Below are 20,059 nucleotides of genomic sequence, written 5' to 3' on the forward strand. Positions count from 1 at the left end.
TCCAAGCGGGTTGAACAGGCCAAACGGAAGGCAGGACGGTTGTGGGCAGATGTGGTGCGTCAGAATCTACCGTGTCTGCAGCGGTCATCCGGGACGCCGATCCATCAAGCGTTGTCGGCGCTTCGGGATTTTGGTTGGGTGTAAAAAAATGGAATACAATATCATCACTTCAAGATGAGGGATGAGAGTCCAAAAGCGCTTACGATATCAATTCCTGAAAATGGTTCGCTAACTAGTGATTGACAACACCCGTAGTGAACCGAAAAAATGTTCTCCACAAAGTCTTGACTGACTCCTTGTTTTTGCATTTGTTGCAATATGTCGTTTATTTCTTCCTTTTTTAATGTCGCGATATGTTTGCCCATGACGATCGCTAACGTTTCTAGCCGAGCCGTCGTCTCCGCAAGAAAACGGTCAAGGTCATTTTTATGTATATTCGCAAACAGTTTCGTTTCTTCAAGCAATTGTTGTTGCTGCTGTTCGTCTTGCCAACGTACAATCCACATGCTCCCGATCAAACATGGGACAATAACGAGCAATATGTACAGCCACCGCCTTGTTCTCTCTCTCCCCATATACGCTCCCTCAACAAAACAAAATTCAAGGAATATTATAACATAAAGATAAGAAAAAGACGGAGAAAATGATAACCGTATTAAATAGAGTATGTTTATTGACAAGTACAGAAATATATTTTGGTTAAAAAAACAATTTGCAAAAAAAAAAAAAATGATACAATAAACTAGGCTTTAAAAAAGTAAAAGATTTCTAGAAGGAAGCGGATGTGAGAAGATTGACTTTTTTTGTTATTATCATGTTATACTTGATTCCTAGTAGCAGTGTTCGTGCTTATGAGCTATTTGGCGGAAAATATAGGAACCCAAACTCATTAAAATATTGGATTGATTCGCCGGTTATTAATGCTGGTTATGAAGCGAGGGGAGTTTATGGTTCAGAAGCGTTTGATAGTTCTTCTCTTATTGGTACGACTAGAACGTACGATGCTTCCCAAGCTAACTACAAATGGTGGGCTAGTACGAAGGACATGGGTTCTGTCGTTGCCGATTGCATCAACTATCATGTGAACTGGCTAGGGCAAGTGACTGCTTGTTGGGACTGTACATACGATAAGTCGCAGTTGAGAATGTATTTACCGGGTTTTCAAAAGTTGTCTTGGGTTCAAACGAGGGAAACAACAGCACACGAGGTCGGTCATGCTCTCGGATTGGATCATGAAGACGATGTTCGTGCTATCATGCTTTCAAAAGGTTTCCTAAATGATGAGTATCCGCAAAATGATGATTGGAATGGAATAAATGCTATCTATTAGTGGAAAGGAAGTAGCCTGATGAAAAAGATTATTTTTCTTTTTTTTACTATTTTATTTTTGTCTGCCTGTAACAATACACAATCTGAACTAAGCAATGTGAATACAAAATATGTTCATAGTGAGTCGAAAATTATAGACGAATACAATTATTTAGAAGAAATGGAGAATGATAGTGAAGTTATTTTGATAGGTACGAAAAAAAATGGAGAGAGTTATTTCGATAAAGATGGCGATATGGTGACGGGTTTTTACACGATAAGTGATGTTGAGATCAAAAAAGTGTTTAAAAATGAAAAGGGATACGCGTTAAATAAGGGTAATATCATAAAAGTTATGGAGAACGGAGCGTTTGATAAAAAGGCTAATACAATGTACGGTTCGGCAGGGTACCAGTTGATGAAAGATAATAAAAGCTATCTTTTATTTTTAAGAAAAAGCACGACACATGATGAGTATACGATCAAAGGTGTTTATTATGGGAAAGTGCCGTTAGATAGTAATCAAATCGAATACGACGGTCATTTGAACAGTAGTAAGCAAACAAATGATAAACAAATTGAAAAACTAAATCAAATATTTGAAGAGGCAAGAAAAAAATATAAAGAATAAAGATGAGAAAATGAGAAGATGTGGCCCCCGCCAAATATGGACGGGGGTTTTGTTATGCCGACTGTTTTTGTTTGTTCGTTTCGCCGTTTTGTTGCTTAACAACAAGCGGATAGAAAAGCAAGCTGCTTGCCAGTAAGGCGATGCCGAGTAAAAATGTTTTCATATCGGCTGTTCCTGCTTTCACAAGCCAAATGGAATAAACGGTCGCAAGCACGGCGATCACGCCGTCTGCCATTCGTTCCTGCATCGTGCGATACGTCTCTCCTGTCCAAACGAGCTTCAATTGGAAGACGGAGGCGATGACGTACGGAACGAGATACGATAATGTCGCAATGTAAATGACGAAATCAAACGCCGCTGCCATAGAGTTTGAAATCGTTGAAAAAATGAATAGTTGTGCAATCATATTCGAGACGATTAAAGAAAAGCGCGGCATTCCGTTTTTATTTTCTTGTAAAAAGGTGCGCATAAACAATCCTTGTTTTGCAGCTTGGTACGGCACTTCGGCACTTAAAAAAATCCAGCCGAGCGTCGAGCCGATTAAGCTAATTAAACCGAGTCCTGCAAGCAGTTGCGATCCGATCGGTCCTAACACCGTTCCGATCGCATCGACGAGCGGTTTTTCTGACTGCATAAGCGCTTCTTGTTTTAACAATCCCATGACGAGTACGCTAATGCCGATGTAAATCGCTAAGGCGATAAATAAACCGACAATTGTCGCGCGTTTCACATCGCTTTGTTTTCGGGCACGCGAAGCGAAGACGATCGCTGATTCAATGCCGATAAACGCCCAAAGTGTGCTTAATGCGACGTTGTTGATTTGCGAAAGAAGCCCGAGCGTATGACCTGCTTCATCGTAACGCGGAGCAACAAACGGTTGGATATAGCTTTTTTCAAAGGCGAACAGCCCGATAACAATGAATAAGAAAAAGCCGAGCACTTTCGTTGCCGTCGCGACGAAATTTAATTTTCCAGCGTTTTCTGCTCCTTGTAAAATAATTGTATGCATCATCCATAAAAGCGACGTACAAACGAGAAACGTCAGCAAATTGCCGAGCTTTAACGTCAATGCACCAGCGGAAAAGACGACATGCCCGCTCGTTAAAATCGGGAAAAACGTCGATAAATAACTCGCAAACGTCGTAATGATGGCGACGTTTCCAGCGACGTTGCCGATCCAATATCCCCAAGATGACATAAAGCCAGATAAGATCGACGCATTTGAACCTTTTGGAAACAGCTCTTTCGCATAAATTTGTGGTCCGCCATTTAATTCTGGTTTTCGAATCGCTAAGTTACCAAAAATAATCGCAATCATTAACACCCCAGCACCTGTCAACAGCCAGCCGAGCAATACACCAGCCGGGCTTGCTGCTTCCGCAAGCGAACGAGGAAGCATAAAAATGCCAGATCCGACCATATTGCCGACAACGAGCGCGGTCAATACCCAAAAGCCGAGTTTTTGTTGTTTCATGTTGTTCATCCTTTCGTTCATAAAATATACGGTGCGTACGGTAGAGCGCTGTTGTCGTGCACTTTTTAAATAAAAAAGTGCACCCTAAGTTTTCAACGGGTGCACAATATATGACACATCCGCATCAAACTTAAGATCGATAGCTCTCCACCGCATGCGCGATGACAGTCCTGCCCCTATTCGGAAACAGGCCCAGCCTATAGCGCCAGAGCACGCCATAAACTTCGGCGACAAATCCTTTCATCTCACTTCCCCGACGTCTCTGCGTCTCCATGAAACTACTATTATTTGCCGCGACCTCTATCTCATCTTAGTTGACGAGAAAGATTTCGTATGCAATTGACGTTACTATCTTACAAAAAATCTTTTCGCTTCGTCAATGAAAATTTTTTCGCACATATGTACAAGAAGGAAGTGGAACGCATATAATGATAGTGAGTACTCACTCACTTTTATGAAAGCGAGGGAACATGATGGCGATTCAATTGCAACACGTAAGTAAACAGTTTCATAAAAAAGAAGTCATTCATGACGTGTCACTTGAAGTACATGCCGGAGAAATTTTCGGCATACTCGGCCCATCCGGAGCGGGGAAAACGACGCTCGTTAAAATGATCGCAGGCATTGATATGGCGACAGAAGGGACGATTCATGTGCTCGGTTCGCGCATGCCAAATTTGCAAACGATGGCACGCATCGGGTTTATGGCACAATCCGATGCGCTATATGGCGAGTTAACGGCACTTGAAAATTTACACTTTTTCGCATCGATTTATGGACTAAAAGGAAAAAAGAAAAAAGAGCGCATCGAAGAAGTGTTGCAGCTTGTGAACTTAACAAATGATATGAAAAAAGCGGTTCACCAATATTCTGGCGGAATGAAACGCCGTCTATCGCTAGCGGCAGCGCTTTTACATGAACCAGAAGTGCTCATTTTAGACGAGCCGACCGTCGGGATCGATCCGCTTCTTCGCCAAGCGATTTGGGAAGAACTTGAACGCATTCGCCAAAAAGGAACGACGATCGTTGTGACGACGCATGTGATGGACGAAGCGGAAAAATGTATGCGGCTCGCGATGATTCGCGACGGACGGTTGATTGCCGTCGGCAGCCCAGACGAATTAAAGAAACAAACAGGCACAACGACGTTAGAACGAGCATTTTTACATTTTGGGAGGGCATATGCATGAGAATTCAAGCGATTGTCGTTCGCATTATTCGTCAGTTTTTTCGCGATAAACGAACGCTTGCGTTAATGATTGTCGCACCGATGTTTGTGTTGTTTTTAATGGACTTAGTGTTTAACGGAGAACAATATGAACCGCATATCGCAATTGATGCAAACGTGCCACAGCCGTTTCAAGACGCATTAAAAGAAGCGGATGCGCATGTGACGACGATGACAAAAGCGAAGGCGATGAACGAACTAGATGAGCAACAAATCGACGCATTTATTGAAATGAATCAAACCGCTTTACGTCTCACGCTCGAAGGAAGCGATCCGTCCGTCAGCAAAACGGTGCTCATGACGGTGCAAAAAGCATCCCAAACGCTTATGCCACCGGCGAAACAACCATTTACAATCGATGCGGTATATATGCACGGTTCAGAAGACATGGCGTTATTTGACAATTTCGGTCCGGTATTAATTGGCTTTTTCATTTTCTTTTTCGTCTTTTTAATTGCAGGGGTGTCGTTTTTGCGCGAGCGGACGAGCGGAACGCTTGAGCGGTTGCTCGCGACGCCGTTAAAGAGATGGGAAATTGTAATCGGTTACGTCATCGGCTTTGGCATATTTACAACGATTCAAGCAAGTCTTATTTCTTCGTTTGCGATTTATATATTAGACATGATGATGGAAGGTTCGTTTTTGTATGTGCTGCTCATTACGTTTTTGTTAGCGATGACGGCGCTGACGTTAGGGACGTTATTATCCGCCTTTGCGAACAACGAATTGCAAATGATTCAATTTATTCCGCTCGTCGTCGTTCCGCAAGTGTTTTTCTCTGGGCTATTTAACTTGGATACAATGGAACCGTGGCTCCGTTCGATCGGAGTCGCTATGCCGTTATATTACGGGGCAGATGCATTAAGAGAAATGATGATTCGCGGAAAAGGGTTTGAGGCGATTTCATTCGATGTATATGTTTTGATTAGTTTTTCCCTTTTATTTATGATATTAAATGTATTCGCATTAAAGAAATATCGAAAGTTGTGAGGGTATGATGGACGAACGACAACAGTTGTTTCATTTATTAAACGTCGATGGACAACAGTTAAGCGAAAAACAAATGAATATTTTACAAGCGGCCATTGACATGTTTGCAGAAAAAGGATATGCGGCGACGTCGACGAGCGAAATTGCGAAGCGGGCAGGGGTGGCGGAAGGAACGATTTTCCGCCATTACAAAACGAAGAAAGATTTGTTGTTGGCAATCGTCAAACCGACGTTATTTCAATCGGTTGCGCCGTTTTTAGCGAAAAAGTTTGTGAAAGACGTATTTGAAAACGAATATGAACATTATGAGCAGTTTGTGCGCGCCGTTTTTAAAAATCGGTATGAATTTGTCAAAACGTATTTGCCCGCGATTCGTGTATTATGGCAAGAAATGTCGTTTCACGATGACATTAAAGCACAGTTTCAAACGATTTTTACAAATCATGTGTACGAAAAGTTTAAACAAATTGTCGAGCATTTTCAACAAAAAGGGGAGCTGGCACCACACCCTCCGGAGACGGTGATTCGTTTGACGATTACAACGATTGCCGGTTTTTTGGCGACTCGCTTTTTGATTATGCCTGATTATCCGTGGAATGATGAACAGGAGATGGAGCGGACGATTCAGTTTTTGATGAATGGACTAAAAGCCTAATCCATGTGCGGATTAGGCTTTTTTTAAAAGATTAAGAAAGTATAAAATTTCGAATTGATGTCTAGCTCGAAGCGCCATCGGTGTGATGCGCTCCGCCCGACGCTGTGGCGGCGACACGCTGAGAAGCTTCCGGTGAGTTTGCCCACGCAGAACGAGTCAACTGATTGGTTCGAGCTCTCCTTCGCGGGGCTTGTGCGATCTTCGCGGAGCCAAGGATGGCGACATTTTGCCGTTGCCCGCAGGATGCGGGCTGCCTTTAGGCGAAATTGGGGCGCTTTGCGCTTTTCTTAATGTTTCACAACGATGAGACCATCTTCTACATCAATGTGGATCGTACGCACGTTTTCCTCATCGAGCAACACGTCAGCAATTTGGTCTTCGACATGTTCTTGCATGACGCGGCGGAGTGGACGGGCGCCAAATGTCGGATGATAGCCAAGTTCAGCTAATTTTTCTTTCGCTTTGTCGCTCATTGTAACAGCTACATGTTGTTCAGAAAGCGTGCGTTGCAATTCAGCGAACATGAGGTCAACAATTTGCAACATGTGCGCTTTTTCAAGCGGTTTAAATTCGATGATCGCGTCGAGACGGTTTAAAAATTCCGGTTTGAAGTATAGGCTGAGACGTTGAAGCAAGTCGCCTTCGACATTCGTACCTGCGTTTGATGTCATAATGATGACGGTATCTTTAAAGCTGACGGTACGACCTTGGCTATCTGTTAAACGACCGTCTTCTAAAATTTGCAAAAACATATGTTGCACGTCTGGATGCGCTTTTTCCATTTCATCAAGCAAGATGATGCTGTAAGGGTTGCGGCGCACTTTTTCCGTTAATTGACCAGCTTCCTCATGACCGACATAGCCAGGAGGTGCACCGATGAGTTTGGCGACCGCATGTTTTTCCATATATTCGCTCATGTCTAAGCGAATCATTGCATCTTTAGAGCCGAACAATTGTTCAGCAAGCGTCTTCGACAATTCTGTTTTACCGACGCCAGTCGGACCAACGAATAAGAACGAACCGATCGGACGGTTTTTCGCTTTTAAGCCGGCGCGGCTTCTGCGAATTGCTTTGGCGATTTTTTTCACTGCTTCTTCTTGACCGATGACTTTTTTCGATAAGTTTTCTTCTAAATGTTTCATTTTTTCTTGTTCATCCGCTTGTAGTTTGCCGACTGGGATGCCTGTTTTTTCTTCAATGATTTGTTGAATGTGCATGACGTCTACAACAGGTGGCTCAGCTTGTCCGTTTTGTTGGAATTGTTTTTCAAGTTGCAATTCTTCAGTGCGCAATTTGGCAGCGAGTTCGTAATTTTCTTCTTGCGCCGCTTTTTCTTTTTCTTTTCTTAATTGTTCGAGACGTTGTTCGATTGCTTCTTTATTTGTCGGCATCGCTTTTAAGCTTACTTTAGAGCCAGCCTCATCTAACAAGTCAATCGCTTTGTCAGGAAGGAAGCGGTCTTGAATGTAGCGATGCGACAATGTGACGCATGCGTGAATCGCTTCATCTGTATATTTTACTTGATGGAATTGTTCATATTTTGGTTGAATGCCTTTTAAAATATTGATCGCTTGTTCGATTGTCGGTTCATGAACGATGACCGGTTGGAAGCGGCGTTCAAGCGCAGCATCTTTTTCGATTTGACGATATTCTTTTAACGTTGTTGCGCCGATTATTTGCAATTCTCCGCGGGCAAGCGTCGGTTTTAATATGTTGCTTGCGTCCATCGAACCTTCTGCTGATCCGGCACCGACAAGTAAATGAATTTCATCGATGAATAAAATGACATTTTTCCGTTGCTGCAATTCGGCAATGAGTTGTTTCATTCGCTCTTCAAATTGACCGCGAATGCCTGTGTTTGCGACTAAGGAAGCGACGTCAAGCACGTACACTTCTTTGTTTAATAATTTTGTTGGAACAGATCCTTCGACGATTTTAAGCGCTAATCCTTCTACGATCGCCGTTTTACCAACGCCCGGTTCACCGATTAACACCGGATTATTTTTATTGCGACGATTTAAAATTTCAATGACGCGTTCAATTTCTTTATCGCGTCCGATGACGGGATCAATGAGTCCTGCTTTCGCCAATTGCGTTAAGTTGCGGCCGAATTGGTCAAGCAATCCGTTTCGTTTCGGTTGTTGTTCTTGTTGTTGGACATGGGAAACGGCTTCGTTAGTCAGCGGTGCGAAGAAGTCGGAGAACAATTGATCGAAACGATCGAAGTGGAATCCTGCTGGAACTTTTAATTGTTGTTTTTGTTTTGCATAGCACGCCTCGCAAAGGTGCAATTGTTGTTTGTCGTTGTTTACTTGCACATGTAAAAAGATGTTTGCTTTATTTTGTTTACATACTTGGCACATCATAGGCACCAACCTCCTTTTTTTGACTTTGACTATATTTGACCTTTCTGACTTTATTATAATTTGACCTTTTTTGACTTTCAAGACCTTTTTTAAAAAAATAAAAAATTTTTTCGAGATGAAAAAAACTGCCGCAATGGGCAGTTACATTAGTTTCGTCAATTTATCTGTAATTTTCACCATATGTTGCTGTACTTGATGAAGTTCGTCGATCGCTTCGGCGCTGTCGTTTATTTTTTCCGCCACTTCTTGAAGCATATGAACCATCTCTAACACCGAGTTTGTAATATGATTCAACTGTTCTGAAATGTCTTCCGCGGAATGTTTGCTTTTTTCCGCCATTTTGCGCACTTCTTCTGCGACGATCGCAAAGCCGCGACCGTGTTCGCCAGCGCGAGCCGCCTCAATCGCAGCGTTTAATCCGAGCAAATTTGATTGCATCGCAATGTCTTTCACGAACGAAATGACACCTTGAATTTCCTCTGTGCTTTTGCTTACTTTTTCCGCTTTTTCGCCCAACTGTTTGACGTGATTGTTGATTAAGCGCGCCGTTTGTTGAATATCGCTCGTGCTTGCGTTCATTTCTTCTAGTAAACTCGCAAATTCTTCATTTAACGTTTGTTGACGGTCGGTGACATCAACTGCCACTTTAAAGACGGCTTGCACGTTGTCATTGTCGTCTAACACAGGGGCATATAGCGCCTCCAGCCATATATGTTTGCCGTCGCGTGTGACGCGTTGCACCGTTCCGTAAAACGGCTGTTTGTTTTTTAGGCGATCCCAAAATTGTGTATACTCGTAGCTGTTTGCGTATTCTGGAAGACAAAATTGACGGTGGGGTAAACCGAGCAATTGTTGCTCCGTGTAGCCCATCGCTTGAAGAAATGCATCGTTTGCCCATAATATCGTCGTATCTGGGCGAAAGACAATCATCGCAAACGAGCGGGACATCGATTCAAATAGGCGCTCTAAATCGAGCGGAATGGAACTTACTTTCATTTGTTTTCCTCCTCCCACTATCATAGATTTATTGTACTATGATTCGTCGTATAACGGCAATTGAATGTACACAGTCGTTCCTTTTCCTTGTTCGCTTTCAAAGCGAATCGATCCACCGTGTAGTTTTACAATTTGCTTGACGATCACAATGCCAAGACCTATGCCGCCATGTTCGCGCGAGCGGGAGCGGTCGGTTCGGAAAAATCGTTCGCCGAGCCGTTCAATGTCTTGTTTCGACATCCCTTGTCCTGAATCGGAAATGACGAGCTCGCACATCGGATGTTTATTTACAGTGCGCAACGACATGTTGCCGCCAGAAGGAGTGTAGCGCAACGCATTATCAAGCAAGTTTTGCAACACTTGTTCGATGCGATCTGGGTCGCCATCAACGACTAAGTCATGGTCGACATCGAGGGAAAGGTGAATGCGTTTTTCCTGCAAGAGCGGCTCGTATTTTTCTATCGTTTCCTCTATAAGCTGTGCGATCGAAAACGGGGTGCGCACGAGCGGATATGTGCCTTCTAATTGCGCTAAATCAAGCAAATCGCGCACGAGACGTTGCATGCGGCTCGCTTCGCGGTGAATGAGCCTCATATATTTTTTTTGTTGTTCTTCGTCTTTCACCACACCGTCTAATAACGCTTCGCTATATCCTTTCACATAGCTTAAAGGCGTACGCAATTCGTGGGAAACGTTCGCTAAAAATTCTTTTTTCCGTTCATCTTCTTTGGCGAGCGCATGCGCCATTTGATTGAACGCCTTCGCTAATTGTCCGATTTCATCTTCCGTTTCGACATCCACTTGGACAGAAAAATCGCCCTGTGAGACGCGATAGGCCGCTTGTTGCATATGTTGCAGCGGTTTTGTGAAATGCATCGCAATTTTTCGTCCGACAAATACCGTAATGAATAAAAAAAGACTGCCGCCTAGCGCAACGAACGTTTGCATGCGCTCGAGCACATCTTCAATGGATGCGAGCGGAACGTACAAATATAAAATGCCCATGAGGCGATGTTCGTCCAACAAAGGAATGATGATGCCGACGATGTGGCGGTCAAACGTTTGTTCATATCCTTTTTTCGTTACCGTTTTCCCGGCAAGCAGTTGTTGCCGTTCTGTTTCGCTAATAATGGAATGATGATCGACTTCAAACGGCAAGCAGGCGCTTAATTCACGCGGATTGTTCACGAGAACGATATCCGCATCTGATATGTCGTTTATGAGGGAAACGGTCGTGCGGAACGAGTCGGTAATTTCCCCGCCTTTGTACTTTGTGGCGATGTTCATTCCCTCTCGCAGCAACCGTTGTTCGACGTTCGTTATATAAATGTTCTCATATACGTAAACGACAACCGCGTATAAAAGCCCTACAGCAAGCACTAAAAAGGCGCTAATCGTTAACCATAGCTTTTGTTGTAAGGAAAGAGAATTAAACTGTTTCATCAAATTTATATCCCACTCCCCATACCGTTTGGATGAGTTGCCCTGCTTCGCCTAATTTAATGCGCAACGTTTTAATATGCGTATCGACTGTGCGCGTGCTGCCGACGTAATGAATGCCCCAGACGCGATCTAGCAGCTGTTCACGCGTAAATACTTGGCCGCGATGTTTTAAAAATAAGACGAGCAATTCAAATTCTTTTAACGTTAAAAGAACGGTTTTTCCGTTGACCGTGACTTTTCGCGCTTTTTCATCGACAACGATCGGACCTGCTTCGTATTGTGGAGCGGCGTCAGCCCCTTTCGTTCGTCGGAGTACAGCATGAACGCGCGCTACGACTTCATTCGGGCTAAACGGTTTTACGATGTAGTCGTCAGCCCCAATTTTAAGCCCATATACACGATCCCATTCATCGCTTCGAGCCGTTAAAAAAATGATCGGCACTTGCGAACGCTCGCGCACGTGCATGCAAAAACGGTAGCCGTCGAGCTTCGGCATCATAATATCAAGTAAAATTAAATCGACATGTCTTCGTCCAAATTGTGCAAGCCCTTCTTCGCCGTCGTCTGCTTCGATGCACGTAAATCCTTCTGGCTCTAAATATAGGCGCAGCAATTCACGCATCTCTTTTTCATCGTCAATAATTAAAATCGTTGCCACGTTTATTCCCCCTTTGCATCACGGAAAAAGATGTAAAACGGTCCGTATCCAACAGAAACAGTATTTGTTTGTTCGAATGTTTTTTCATCAACAAAAAGTAGTTCGTTGCTGTCGTAGCTTGCGATGACGAGATCGTTTTTCGCCTTTGTCATCGCAAACGGATTGGCGCCAATATTCAGATCGCGAATCAAGCGTTTTGTGTCTCGATCAAATGCATATAACATGTTCGATCCGTGACAAAGAACGTATATCGCTTCGTTCGTTTGGGTGAATTGAATCGGCATCGTTTCTGCTTTCACACGTGTGATGAGACGCCCATCGACAAGCGAATGGACGTACGCTTCTTGTTGAATCGTTGCTCCGCTGCCATGCCCGCCAACCCATAGCTCATCCGTTTCGGGAACGACGAAGCCGCTGACGGCGGAATCGAGCGTATCGACCGTTCGTGTCACTCGTTTTGTCGTCTTGTCAATAAACGAAATCGCGCCATTTTTAAAATGAATAACAATCCATTGATTATGTTTATCGTCTTCTACGATTGAAAAAGGGGACGGTGGAGTTGCGATCACTTCTTTCACTTTTCCATCAAACGTCATCAGCGACACCGTTCCTTTTTTTTCGTTGACGACGAGCAAGTCACGTTCGGTGACGAGCACATCCGTGATCCCTTTTTCTACGTTCCATCGTCTCGCTTCTCTTCCGGTCGATAACGTATAGGCGATCATTTCATCCATGTCTTGTCCGAATAAAACGATCGTATCCCCGTCAGAAAGAAGGGTAGCTTTTGTGATCGGTTTTTTCACTTGCCATGTTGTGATTAACTGTTTCGTGTTATAATCAATAAATGACAAGCTTTGTTCTTTTATATTCACAACGCCGATGACCGCCTCGTCCCGTTTGATCGGGGTGTATGTTTGAGGAGTGCAGCTCGTTAAAAACATCACGATCATCAGCAAAAAAAGAAACGAACACGCATCGCACAAATCCTCCATCACGTTTTAATATTATTGTAGCAAATAGTTGTGAATATTTTGTGAAACTATTGTAACACGGAAGGGGATTCAAATGAAAAAATGGTTTTTGTTGTTTTCGTTCATTTTGCTTGTTGTCGCTGGTTGTGCGAGCAAGGCGGAAGAAGAAGAGTTGGCGTATTTAGACGTCAAAATGGCGGTAGAAGAAAAGCTTCCGGCTAATCAAGAAGTCGAGCTCGCATGTTTAGTGACATATGGCGATGAAAAAGTAACGGATGCATCAGAAGTGAAATTTGAAGTATGGAAACATGGAACAGAAGACAGACAAATGATTGAAGGAAAACATGCCGGCGACGGAAAATATGTCGCGAACTATACGTTTGCAACAAAAGGAACTTATTCCGTTGTGGCGCATGTGACGGCGAAAAATATGCATAATATGCCAAAAATCGATGTAGTTGTAGAATAAACGGCGGAAAATGTTCGCCGTTTTTTTTCATATATATAGAAAAAATGGACGAGTGGGGGAGAGCGTATGTGGATGAGGGCGATTCAAATTGCGTTTGTGTATGTCGGAACGGTCGTTGGGGCTGGATTTGCGACCGGAAAAGAAATTGTACAATTTTTTACGCAATACGGTGCAATTGGGTTTGTGACGATTGCGGCAAGCGGGGGGCTATTTATTTTTTTCGGGACGCGTTTAATGATGATGGCGGCTCGGCTTCATGCCCGTTCATATGAACAGTTGAATAGTTATTTGTTTGGGAAATTAGGTTTTTTTGTAAATATATTTATGTTTATCGTTTTATTTAGCGTGACATCGGTCATGTTGTCAGGGGCGGGGGCGGTGTTTGAAGAACAGCTTCATATGCCGGCATACGTCGGCCTTGTGCTCACGATCATCCTTGCTTTTGTGACGATGTTATTTGGTTTAAACGGCATTTTAAGCGTCAATATGATTGTCGTGCCGATGATGGTGATATTTAGCTTATGTATTGCGATGATGAACGGAAGCGACGTCGTATGGACGAAGCCGCCGCTTGCTGCTTTTCTTTCTCCGTTTGCGTATGTGGCGTTTAATTTAGCGATGGCGCAAGTCGTTCTCGTTCCGCTTGCAGCGGAAGTAAAAGATGAAAAGACGATTCGTCTCGGTGGTTGGCTTGGCGGCCTGTTGCTTATGTTTATTTTATTTAGCAGTCATGTTGCTCTTTCATTGTTGCCGCAATTGTCATCTTACAGCATTCCGATGGCGGAAGTGGTGAAACGTTCGCTTGCTTCGTTTTACTGGTTATATGTCGCCATCATTTATGGGGAAATTTTCACTTCGTTTATTGCAGGGGTGTTCGGATTGCATCGAAAATTGGCGTTTTTTTTTCGCCAGCCTATATATATTCTGATCGTGCTTTTGCTGGCGATGTATGCGTTTAGCTTAATTGGGTATCACGCGCTACTGACTGTATTGTATCCTTTATTTGGGTATATGAGCATCATTTTTATTTTCTTGCTTTTCTATCGAAAAATGCCTAGCTAGAAAAAAAGAAGTGTAGTACATTGAATGTAGAGGAGGTGGGAGAGCGTGAAAAAAGCGGCGATTGCTTTCGTCGTCGGCATCTTTCTTTTCTTTACGCTTGAAACGTTCCATATCGTTCAATGGTATCGCGCTGATGTATGGTCGGCAGTTGTTTTTTCTTTTGGACTTATTGTTCATATATATGTGTTTAAGCGTCGTGCGCGGGAGCATGAAGCGTTCCTTTTATTGCCGGCTGCCATTGCGTTATGGATGGGGGTTTTTTCATTATTTTTGCTTCATGGCGGAACGATGTACGTATTGGCGTTTACGATTGGTTTATTGGAATGGTGGGCGCTCAGCAAGGAAGAATGGCTAAAACAGCCGACTCTCTTTTGTTTCGGGTGTAGCGTGATGGTTAGCTTAGAGGCAGGGGAGATGTTTTTAGTCCTTTTTGTTTTAATGATTGGTATCGGGGCATATGCCTATCACACAAAAAGGGAGCGAGCCAATGTGTATTAGGCTCGCTTTTCCTTTTATTGCATATGGAAACGATTGATAATTCCCTTTAGCCGCTCGACTTCCTCCGCCAGCACCGCCGCTTCTTTTGCGAGTTGATGGACGCTCATCGCTTGTTGTTCCAGTCCGCTTGCTGTTTCGTGAACGACTTTTGTAAAGTCGTCAGCGATCGTATAAATATTTGTAATCGCTTCGTGCAGTTCGTTTCCTTCTTTTGCAGCTTGCTGCATAAGCGTGCGGTTTCGTTGAATTAAATCGTGCAACTCATGTGACATCGTTTGAAAGTGAGCGAAACTTTCGGTCATTTTTGTTAGCGCTATCGTTGTTTCGTCGATTGCATTCGCTTGTTTCGTTACGGTGTTCGCCACGTTTGATAATTGATAATGTGTATTCGCAAGCGATGATAAAATTTCATGTGCGAAAGCGTTCGTATGTTCTGCAAGTTTCCGTACTTCTGAGGCGACGACGGCAAATCCTTTGCCAGCTTCTCCTGCTCGTGCCGCTTCAATGGAAGCGTTTAACGCCAACATGTTCGTTTGTTCCGCAATCGCCGTAATGGCGGACACTTTTTGGATGAGCGCATCCGCTTCTTTCGCGACCGTTTGAATTTGTTTGGAGGTGTCGTTCATTTGTTGTTTTGTGTCGTTCATTTGTTGTTCAATGGCTTGCATATGAGTGTATCCTGTTTGGGCGGAGTGAAATGTCGTTTGCGCCCGTTCGACGACTTGTTCAATGTCTGTTTTGACGGTACGCATGTAATCAAGCATCGTTTGAATGCGTTGGTTCGCTTCATCGACAAATGCCGTTTGTTTTTGCGCCCCTTCACGGAACGTTTCCATTGTTGCGGATACTTCATCAAACGCCTCAGCGATTCGCTTCGCTTCTTCTTTTTGTTCGCGGCTCACATGTTCAACGGAGTAGGTTGCTTTTGCGATTTGTTGTAAAATAATGCGCAAACCGAGAATCACTTTGTTAATTTCATAGCCAATTTGATGAAAAGCGTTGCGCTTTCCGACCGTTTTCACTTCAGCATGAAGCTGTCCAGATGAGACAGAACGGGTGACGCCATACCACGCGTGCAGGCGGTTCATAATCGTGCGATAAAACGAAAAAGAAACGAGAAAGCTGATGAAACCGGTGACGCTCGTCAGCAACGCAATTTGTTTGACCGGTAGATGCATGAGAAACGCAACAATAAAAAGAGCGATGGTTGGCAATAAGACGATCGTGCTAAACCACGTTTCCATATACGGTCGATGGATGAGACGCCCCATGCGCAAATTAAAGCGCTTTCCATTTTGTTCGAAAAGCGGACATGCGGCATCGATGAGCACTTCACCTGTATTTCGTTTATACAGTTGCAACAGTGGAGCAGTTGTTTTCGCAGATTTTTTTCCTACTTCGTCGTCAAACACCATCCCTTCGCGCAAACGGTTCGTATGCACAACACCTTTTCCGTCTTCATCGACGATGACGAAATATTCATCGCGCTCAAGATGGCGATCTAATACGTCGCGCAACGAATCGAGCTGTTGAGCGAGCGGTTCGTCTAATCGCATCGTTCGTTTTACTTCTTTCGCTACCCGTTGTACTTTTTGCAAAGCTTTTTTCGCTTGTTTCGATTGCAGCAATTTTCTCCCCCCTTTTTCCCCTTATTTCAAATATATAAAATTTTCAGATGATAAAAAAGTCATAAAAAAGAAAAATGAACAAATGATAAAAAGGGAGGTGAGACGAATGACCCAATCGAAAAGACAGAAGGAGCGGCAATGGACCGTTCGTAAACAAGCGCAAAATGAACCGCACGGGAAAGTGAAGTCGTTTGAACAACTAGCAAAAGAAGAAAAATAAATGGAAAAGGCTGTCCAAAAGAAGTTTGTGACAGCCTTTTGCTTCGTTATCTTGCTTTTAACGCACGAATTTCGTTTTCATGTACAAGTGACCGAAGCGCAAGCGACTGAATGGCAAGTTCATGTCGCGCTTGGGTCGCGATGACATCATCTAGTTTTTGGGACATTTCAGCGAGGTTTTGCTTGATCGTTGATATTTCATTTACTGCTTCTAATGTTTCTAGCACGGCTTGTTTAATGAGAGGAATGTCTGCGACGTCATCTTTTGTAGCCATACGTTGTTCAATGCTAATGATGTCATCTTTCGTGGCCATGCGTTGCTCAATGCTTGCGATATCATCTTTTGTGGCCATCGTTTGCTCGATGTGCTCGATGCGCTTGTCCATGGCAGCGATATCGTCTTTTGTGGCCATCGTTTGTTCGATGTGCTCGATGCGCTTGTCCATGGCAGCGATATCGTCTTTTGTCGCCATGCGTTGCTCAATGCTTGCGATGTCATCTTTTGTGGCCATCGTTTGTTCGATGTGCTCGATGCGCTTGTCCATGGCAGCGATATCGTCTTTTGTCGCCATGCGTTCGCGCAACAATGCAAGCTCATCGAAAATGCGTTTGAGCATATCATCCATGTTTACTCACCTCCCCCGACAAAATTATATCATCGCATAAAAAAGAAAGCGATAAAAAAAGATGCCCCAAACTAATATGAGGCATCCGAATGTTTAATAGTTTAAATCGATGCGAATTCCTTTGACGCTATATAAAATATTTTCAGCGATATTTGTCACATGGTCGCCAGCTCGCTCTAAGTTGCGCGTGATGAACGACAACTGTGTAATTTGGTTTGTAAACTCTGGCTTTTCACTCATTAAATCAATTAATTCTTGAATAATTTTTCCTTGCAACTCATCTACTCGATCGTCTTCAAGCGCAATGCGCTTCGCTTCTTCAACGTCGTCATTATGGAAAGCATGAAGCGCATGATCTAACATTTCATTGACGATCGCCGCCATTTCAGGAATGTGGACGATTGGTTTTACATGCGGTTCTGTGCCGATAAATTTAACCGATTTGGCGATATTGACCGCAATGTCACCAATGCGCTCGACATCAGACGAAATTTTCAGCGCAACGATTAACCGACGTAAATCAGATGCGACCGGTTGTTGTTTTAAAATCGTCATAATCGCCAGTTCGTTAATTTCCCGCTCCAGTTCGTTAATTTTTTTATCGTTTTCGATAATTTCATCTGCTTTTGTGATATTTTGCGTTTGTAACGCTTCAATCGATTCATGTAGTGCTTGTTGGGAAGCAGATACCATCGTCATTAATTTTTCGCGCAGTTGTTGAAGCGCTGCATCAAAAGTTGAACGTTTTGTCATGCTGAATCACCTAACTTTTTTGTTGTTATTATATCCTGAAAACAGTTCACAAATAAAGCATAATTTTTTATAGAATGAATATATGTTTTATGGTATATTGTTAGGCGTACAATTGAAGAAGAATTCTACGCTTTTTGCGTAGGAGAGGTTCTAGAACACCCTCTATAAAAAAACTAGGGATCGCTATGTCCTTAGGGGGTATAGCGTTTTTGTTTTAGAACGCTCTTTCTTCTCATTACGTAAGAAAGGGGAGCGAAAAATGAAAAAAGAAAAAGCAGTCGTCGTTTTTAGCGGCGGGCAAGATAGTACAACATGTTTATTTTGGGCGAAAAAACATTTTGCGGAAGTCGAAGCGGTGACGTTCGATTACAACCAACGCCATCGGCTTGAAATTGACGTTGCCGCATCGATCGCCAAAGAGCTTGACGTGCCACATACGGTGCTCGATATGTCGCTATTAAATCAGCTCGCACCAAATGCGCTGACAAGAAGCGACATAGCGATCGAACAAAAAGAAGGACAATTGCCGTCCACGTTTGTCGATGGGCGCAATTTATTGTTTTTATCGTTTGCGGCCGTGCTTGCGAAACAAAAAGGGGCACGTCATCTCGTGACGGGCGTATGTGAAACGGACTTTAGCGGTTATCCGGATTGTCGGGACGTATTTATTAAGTCGTTAAACGTGACGCTTAATTTAGCGATGGATTACGACTTTGTCATCCATACGCCGCTCATGTGGTTAAATAAAGCAGAAACGTGGAAGCTTGCTGATGAGCTGCATGCGCTTGAGTTCGTGCGCACGAAAACGCTCACGTGCTACAACGGCATCATCGCTGACGGTTGTGGCGAATGTCCAGCGTGTGTGTTGCGTAAACGAGGTCTTGATCAATATATGAGTGAAAAGAAAGGGGCGCATGTGCAATGATCCAACAAATTTATCCACAAGTCATACACCCGTTTCGCTATGAATTGAATAAAGATATGCAAATTGCGGCAGCGCACTTTATTCCGCATGAAGCAGCCGGGCAATGTGCGAACATGCACGGACATACGTATTTTATAAACATTACTGTTGCAGGTGACGAGCTGGATGATTCGGGCTTTTTAATTAACTTTCAACAGTTGAAAAAACTTGTGCACAACCGTTTTGATCATACGGTGATGAACGACCATAAAGATGTATTTAGCGATACAGCTGCTGAACATTTTCCAACGACAGAAGTGGTAGCGCGAAAAATTGCAGAAATTGTTCAAGAACATTTAGACACGTTGCCGAATAAACCGACATGCGTTCAAGTGTTTGTGCGGGAATCCCCGACAAGCTACGTCGTATATCGTCCGAAAGCAGGGAAACAATAATGGAGCGCATTCCCGTCATAGAAATTTTCGGCCCGACGATTCAGGGCGAAGGCATGGTCATCGGGCAAAAAACGATGTTTGTCCGCACGGCAGGATGCGACTATCGTTGCCGCTGGTGCGATTCGTCGTTTACGTGGGACGGTTCAGCGAAAGATGAAATTAAACAAATGACGGCCGAACATATTTGGCAACAACTAAAACAGCTTGGTGGGGATCGTTTTAACCATGTGACAATTTCAGGCGGCAATCCTGCGTTGCTTAAAAGTTTGCGTGCACTCATTTCTTTACTGAAACAACATCGGATGCGCATCGGCTTAGAGACACAAGGAAGCGTATGGCAAGACTGGTTTTACGATATCGACGATTTGACGATTTCACCAAAGCCACCGAGCTCAAACATGGAAACAAACTTTGTGATGCTTGATACGATCATGAACCGATTAGCGATGCATCGCGGACAAGTGAGTATAAAAGTCGTCGTATTTAACGATGAAGATTTTGCTTATGCCAAACATGTACATCAACGCTACCCGACCGTTCCGTTTTACGTTCAAGTTGGCAACGATGATATACATGAAGGAGACGACATCACGCTTCGCTTAAAGTTATTACAAAAACTTGAATGGCTCGTCGAACAAGTTGTGCAATCAAACGAGATGAACGACGTTCGCGTCTTGCCGCAACTACACACGTTATTATGGGGCAATCGTCGCGGCGTATAACTA

At 43.5% G+C, this 20,059-nt stretch carries 22 protein-coding genes, 1 pseudogene and 2 riboswitches; of the genes and pseudogenes, 13 read left to right on the forward strand and 10 right to left on the reverse strand.

Annotated features, from left to right (window positions below):
- Window positions 1-144, forward strand: a pseudogene (locus tag LH47_RS15040) (UPF0236 family protein); the annotation flags it as partial.
- 20 nt (window positions 145-164) lie between these two features.
- Here the strand turns inward: LH47_RS15040 and LH47_RS16630 are convergent.
- Window positions 165-506 (reverse strand): hypothetical protein, encoded by a 342-nt coding sequence (locus tag LH47_RS16630; RefSeq protein WP_235341048.1) that lies wholly within the window; start codon window positions 504-506, stop codon window positions 165-167.
- A 278-nt stretch (window positions 507-784) separates the two neighbouring features.
- Here LH47_RS16630 and LH47_RS14920 point away from each other — a divergent pair, with 278 nt between their 5' ends.
- Both LH47_RS14920 and LH47_RS04575 read left to right on the forward strand, forming a co-directional pair.
- On the forward strand, window positions 785-1,330 hold the full coding sequence (locus tag LH47_RS14920; protein ID WP_052585011.1) for a matrixin family metalloprotease: 546 nt from the start codon (window positions 785-787) through the stop codon (window positions 1,328-1,330).
- A gap of 18 nt (window positions 1,331-1,348) precedes the next feature.
- Window positions 1,349-1,939, forward strand: coding sequence for a membrane lipoprotein lipid attachment site-containing protein (locus LH47_RS04575; protein WP_043965080.1), 591 nt, complete (start codon window positions 1,349-1,351; stop codon window positions 1,937-1,939).
- Between the two features lie 52 nt (window positions 1,940-1,991).
- Here LH47_RS04575 and LH47_RS04580 read toward each other — a convergent pair whose 3' ends face one another.
- Window positions 1,992-3,413, reverse strand: coding sequence for an amino acid permease (locus LH47_RS04580; RefSeq protein ID WP_043965081.1), 1,422 nt, complete (start codon window positions 3,411-3,413; stop codon window positions 1,992-1,994).
- A gap of 132 nt (window positions 3,414-3,545) precedes the next feature.
- Window positions 3,546-3,724: riboswitch (Lysine riboswitch) on the reverse strand.
- Window positions 3,725-3,886: 162 nt separating this feature from the next.
- On the opposite strand from LH47_RS04580, the gene LH47_RS04585 reads away from it, so the two are divergent.
- The 3 genes from LH47_RS04585 to LH47_RS04595 are packed head-to-tail and all read left to right on the forward strand — an operon-like array spanning window position 3,887 to window position 6,286.
- The gene (locus tag LH47_RS04585) at window positions 3,887-4,603 is read left to right on the forward strand and encodes an ABC transporter ATP-binding protein (RefSeq protein WP_152619595.1); all 717 of its coding nucleotides are present in this window, start codon (window positions 3,887-3,889) and stop codon (window positions 4,601-4,603) included.
- Entirely contained in the window at window positions 4,600-5,631 is a 1,032-nt protein-coding gene (locus LH47_RS04590) for an ABC transporter permease (protein ID WP_043965085.1), read from the forward strand. The genes LH47_RS04585 and LH47_RS04590 overlap by 4 nt, the downstream gene beginning before the upstream one ends.
- A 7-nt stretch (window positions 5,632-5,638) precedes the next feature.
- Window positions 5,639-6,286 (forward strand): TetR/AcrR family transcriptional regulator, encoded by a 648-nt coding sequence (locus tag LH47_RS04595; RefSeq protein WP_043965087.1) that lies wholly within the window; start codon window positions 5,639-5,641, stop codon window positions 6,284-6,286.
- Window positions 6,287-6,573: 287 nt separating this feature from the next.
- On the opposite strand, the gene LH47_RS04600 is transcribed toward LH47_RS04595, so the two are convergent.
- The 5 genes from LH47_RS04600 to LH47_RS04620 all read right to left on the reverse strand — a co-directional run bounded on the left by LH47_RS04600 (window position 6,574) and on the right by LH47_RS04620 (window position 12,732).
- Window positions 6,574-8,652 (reverse strand): ATP-dependent Clp protease ATP-binding subunit, encoded by a 2,079-nt coding sequence (locus tag LH47_RS04600; protein ID WP_043965089.1) that lies wholly within the window; start codon window positions 8,650-8,652, stop codon window positions 6,574-6,576.
- Window positions 8,653-8,793: 141 nt separating this feature from the next.
- Complete coding sequence (locus LH47_RS17150) at window positions 8,794-9,648, reverse strand: methyl-accepting chemotaxis protein (protein ID WP_043965091.1); 855 nt, start codon at window positions 9,646-9,648, stop codon at window positions 8,794-8,796.
- A gap of 36 nt (window positions 9,649-9,684) precedes the next feature.
- Window positions 9,685-11,091, reverse strand: a complete 1,407-nt coding sequence (locus LH47_RS04610) for a sensor histidine kinase (protein WP_043965093.1) — start codon at window positions 11,089-11,091, stop codon at window positions 9,685-9,687.
- Window positions 11,078-11,749, reverse strand: coding sequence for a response regulator transcription factor (locus LH47_RS04615; RefSeq protein WP_084221245.1), 672 nt, complete (start codon window positions 11,747-11,749; stop codon window positions 11,078-11,080). Before LH47_RS04615 ends, LH47_RS04610 begins: the two co-directional genes overlap by 14 nt.
- Window positions 11,750-11,751: 2 nt before the next feature.
- Window positions 11,752-12,732, reverse strand: coding sequence for a YncE family protein (locus LH47_RS04620; RefSeq protein ID WP_235341050.1), 981 nt, complete (start codon window positions 12,730-12,732; stop codon window positions 11,752-11,754).
- A gap of 82 nt (window positions 12,733-12,814) precedes the next feature.
- Between LH47_RS04620 and LH47_RS04625 the strand changes: the two genes are divergently transcribed.
- The 3 genes from LH47_RS04625 (at window position 12,815) to LH47_RS04635 (ending at window position 14,749) form a co-directional block, all read left to right on the forward strand.
- Window positions 12,815-13,189 carry a FixH family protein gene (locus LH47_RS04625; RefSeq protein WP_043965097.1) on the forward strand — a complete coding sequence of 125 codons (375 nt, stop codon included), beginning with the start codon at window positions 12,815-12,817 and terminating at the stop codon, window positions 13,187-13,189.
- A 66-nt stretch (window positions 13,190-13,255) separates the two neighbouring features.
- Complete coding sequence (locus LH47_RS04630; protein WP_043965100.1) at window positions 13,256-14,251, forward strand: YkvI family membrane protein; 996 nt, start codon at window positions 13,256-13,258, stop codon at window positions 14,249-14,251.
- A gap of 45 nt (window positions 14,252-14,296) precedes the next feature.
- The gene (locus tag LH47_RS04635) at window positions 14,297-14,749 is read left to right on the forward strand and encodes a hypothetical protein (RefSeq protein WP_043965102.1); all 453 of its coding nucleotides are present in this window, start codon (window positions 14,297-14,299) and stop codon (window positions 14,747-14,749) included.
- 14 nt (window positions 14,750-14,763) lie between these two features.
- Here the strand turns inward: LH47_RS04635 and LH47_RS04640 are convergent, their stop codons facing one another.
- Complete coding sequence (locus tag LH47_RS04640) at window positions 14,764-16,377, reverse strand: methyl-accepting chemotaxis protein (protein ID WP_043965104.1); 1,614 nt, start codon at window positions 16,375-16,377, stop codon at window positions 14,764-14,766.
- Window positions 16,378-16,483: 106 nt separating this feature from the next.
- On the opposite strand from LH47_RS04640, the gene LH47_RS16645 reads away from it, so the two are divergent.
- Window positions 16,484-16,597 carry a DUF6254 family protein gene (locus LH47_RS16645; RefSeq protein WP_003396753.1) on the forward strand — a complete coding sequence of 38 codons (114 nt, stop codon included), beginning with the start codon at window positions 16,484-16,486 and terminating at the stop codon, window positions 16,595-16,597.
- A gap of 46 nt (window positions 16,598-16,643) precedes the next feature.
- On the opposite strand, the gene LH47_RS04645 is transcribed toward LH47_RS16645, so the two are convergent.
- On the reverse strand, window positions 16,644-17,222 hold the full coding sequence (locus LH47_RS04645) for a hypothetical protein (RefSeq protein ID WP_043965107.1): 579 nt from the start codon (window positions 17,220-17,222) through the stop codon (window positions 16,644-16,646).
- A 93-nt stretch (window positions 17,223-17,315) separates the two neighbouring features.
- A complete protein-coding gene (gene phoU / locus LH47_RS04650; RefSeq protein ID WP_043965109.1) occupies window positions 17,316-17,975 on the reverse strand; it encodes a phosphate signaling complex protein PhoU in 660 nt (219 codons plus the stop codon).
- A gap of 138 nt (window positions 17,976-18,113) precedes the next feature.
- Window positions 18,114-18,158, forward strand: a riboswitch (PreQ1 riboswitch).
- Between the two features lie 76 nt (window positions 18,159-18,234).
- Between phoU and queC the strand changes: the two genes are divergently transcribed.
- The 3 genes from queC to queE are packed head-to-tail and all read left to right on the forward strand — an operon-like array spanning window position 18,235 to window position 20,056.
- Complete coding sequence (gene queC / locus LH47_RS04655; protein ID WP_021095658.1) at window positions 18,235-18,900, forward strand: 7-cyano-7-deazaguanine synthase QueC; 666 nt, start codon at window positions 18,235-18,237, stop codon at window positions 18,898-18,900.
- Window positions 18,897-19,334 carry a 6-carboxytetrahydropterin synthase QueD gene (gene queD, locus LH47_RS04660; RefSeq protein WP_009362722.1) on the forward strand — a complete coding sequence of 146 codons (438 nt, stop codon included), beginning with the start codon at window positions 18,897-18,899 and terminating at the stop codon, window positions 19,332-19,334. The genes queC and queD overlap by 4 nt, the downstream gene beginning before the upstream one ends.
- A complete protein-coding gene (gene queE / locus LH47_RS04665; protein ID WP_043965112.1) occupies window positions 19,334-20,056 on the forward strand; it encodes a 7-carboxy-7-deazaguanine synthase QueE in 723 nt (240 codons plus the stop codon). The genes queD and queE overlap by 1 nt, the downstream gene beginning before the upstream one ends.
- Window positions 20,057-20,059: the final 3 nt, after the last annotated feature.

It is taken from the genome of Anoxybacillus thermarum (genome assembly GCF_000836725.1).
Classification (GTDB): domain Bacteria; phylum Bacillota; class Bacilli; order Bacillales; family Anoxybacillaceae; genus Anoxybacillus; species Anoxybacillus thermarum.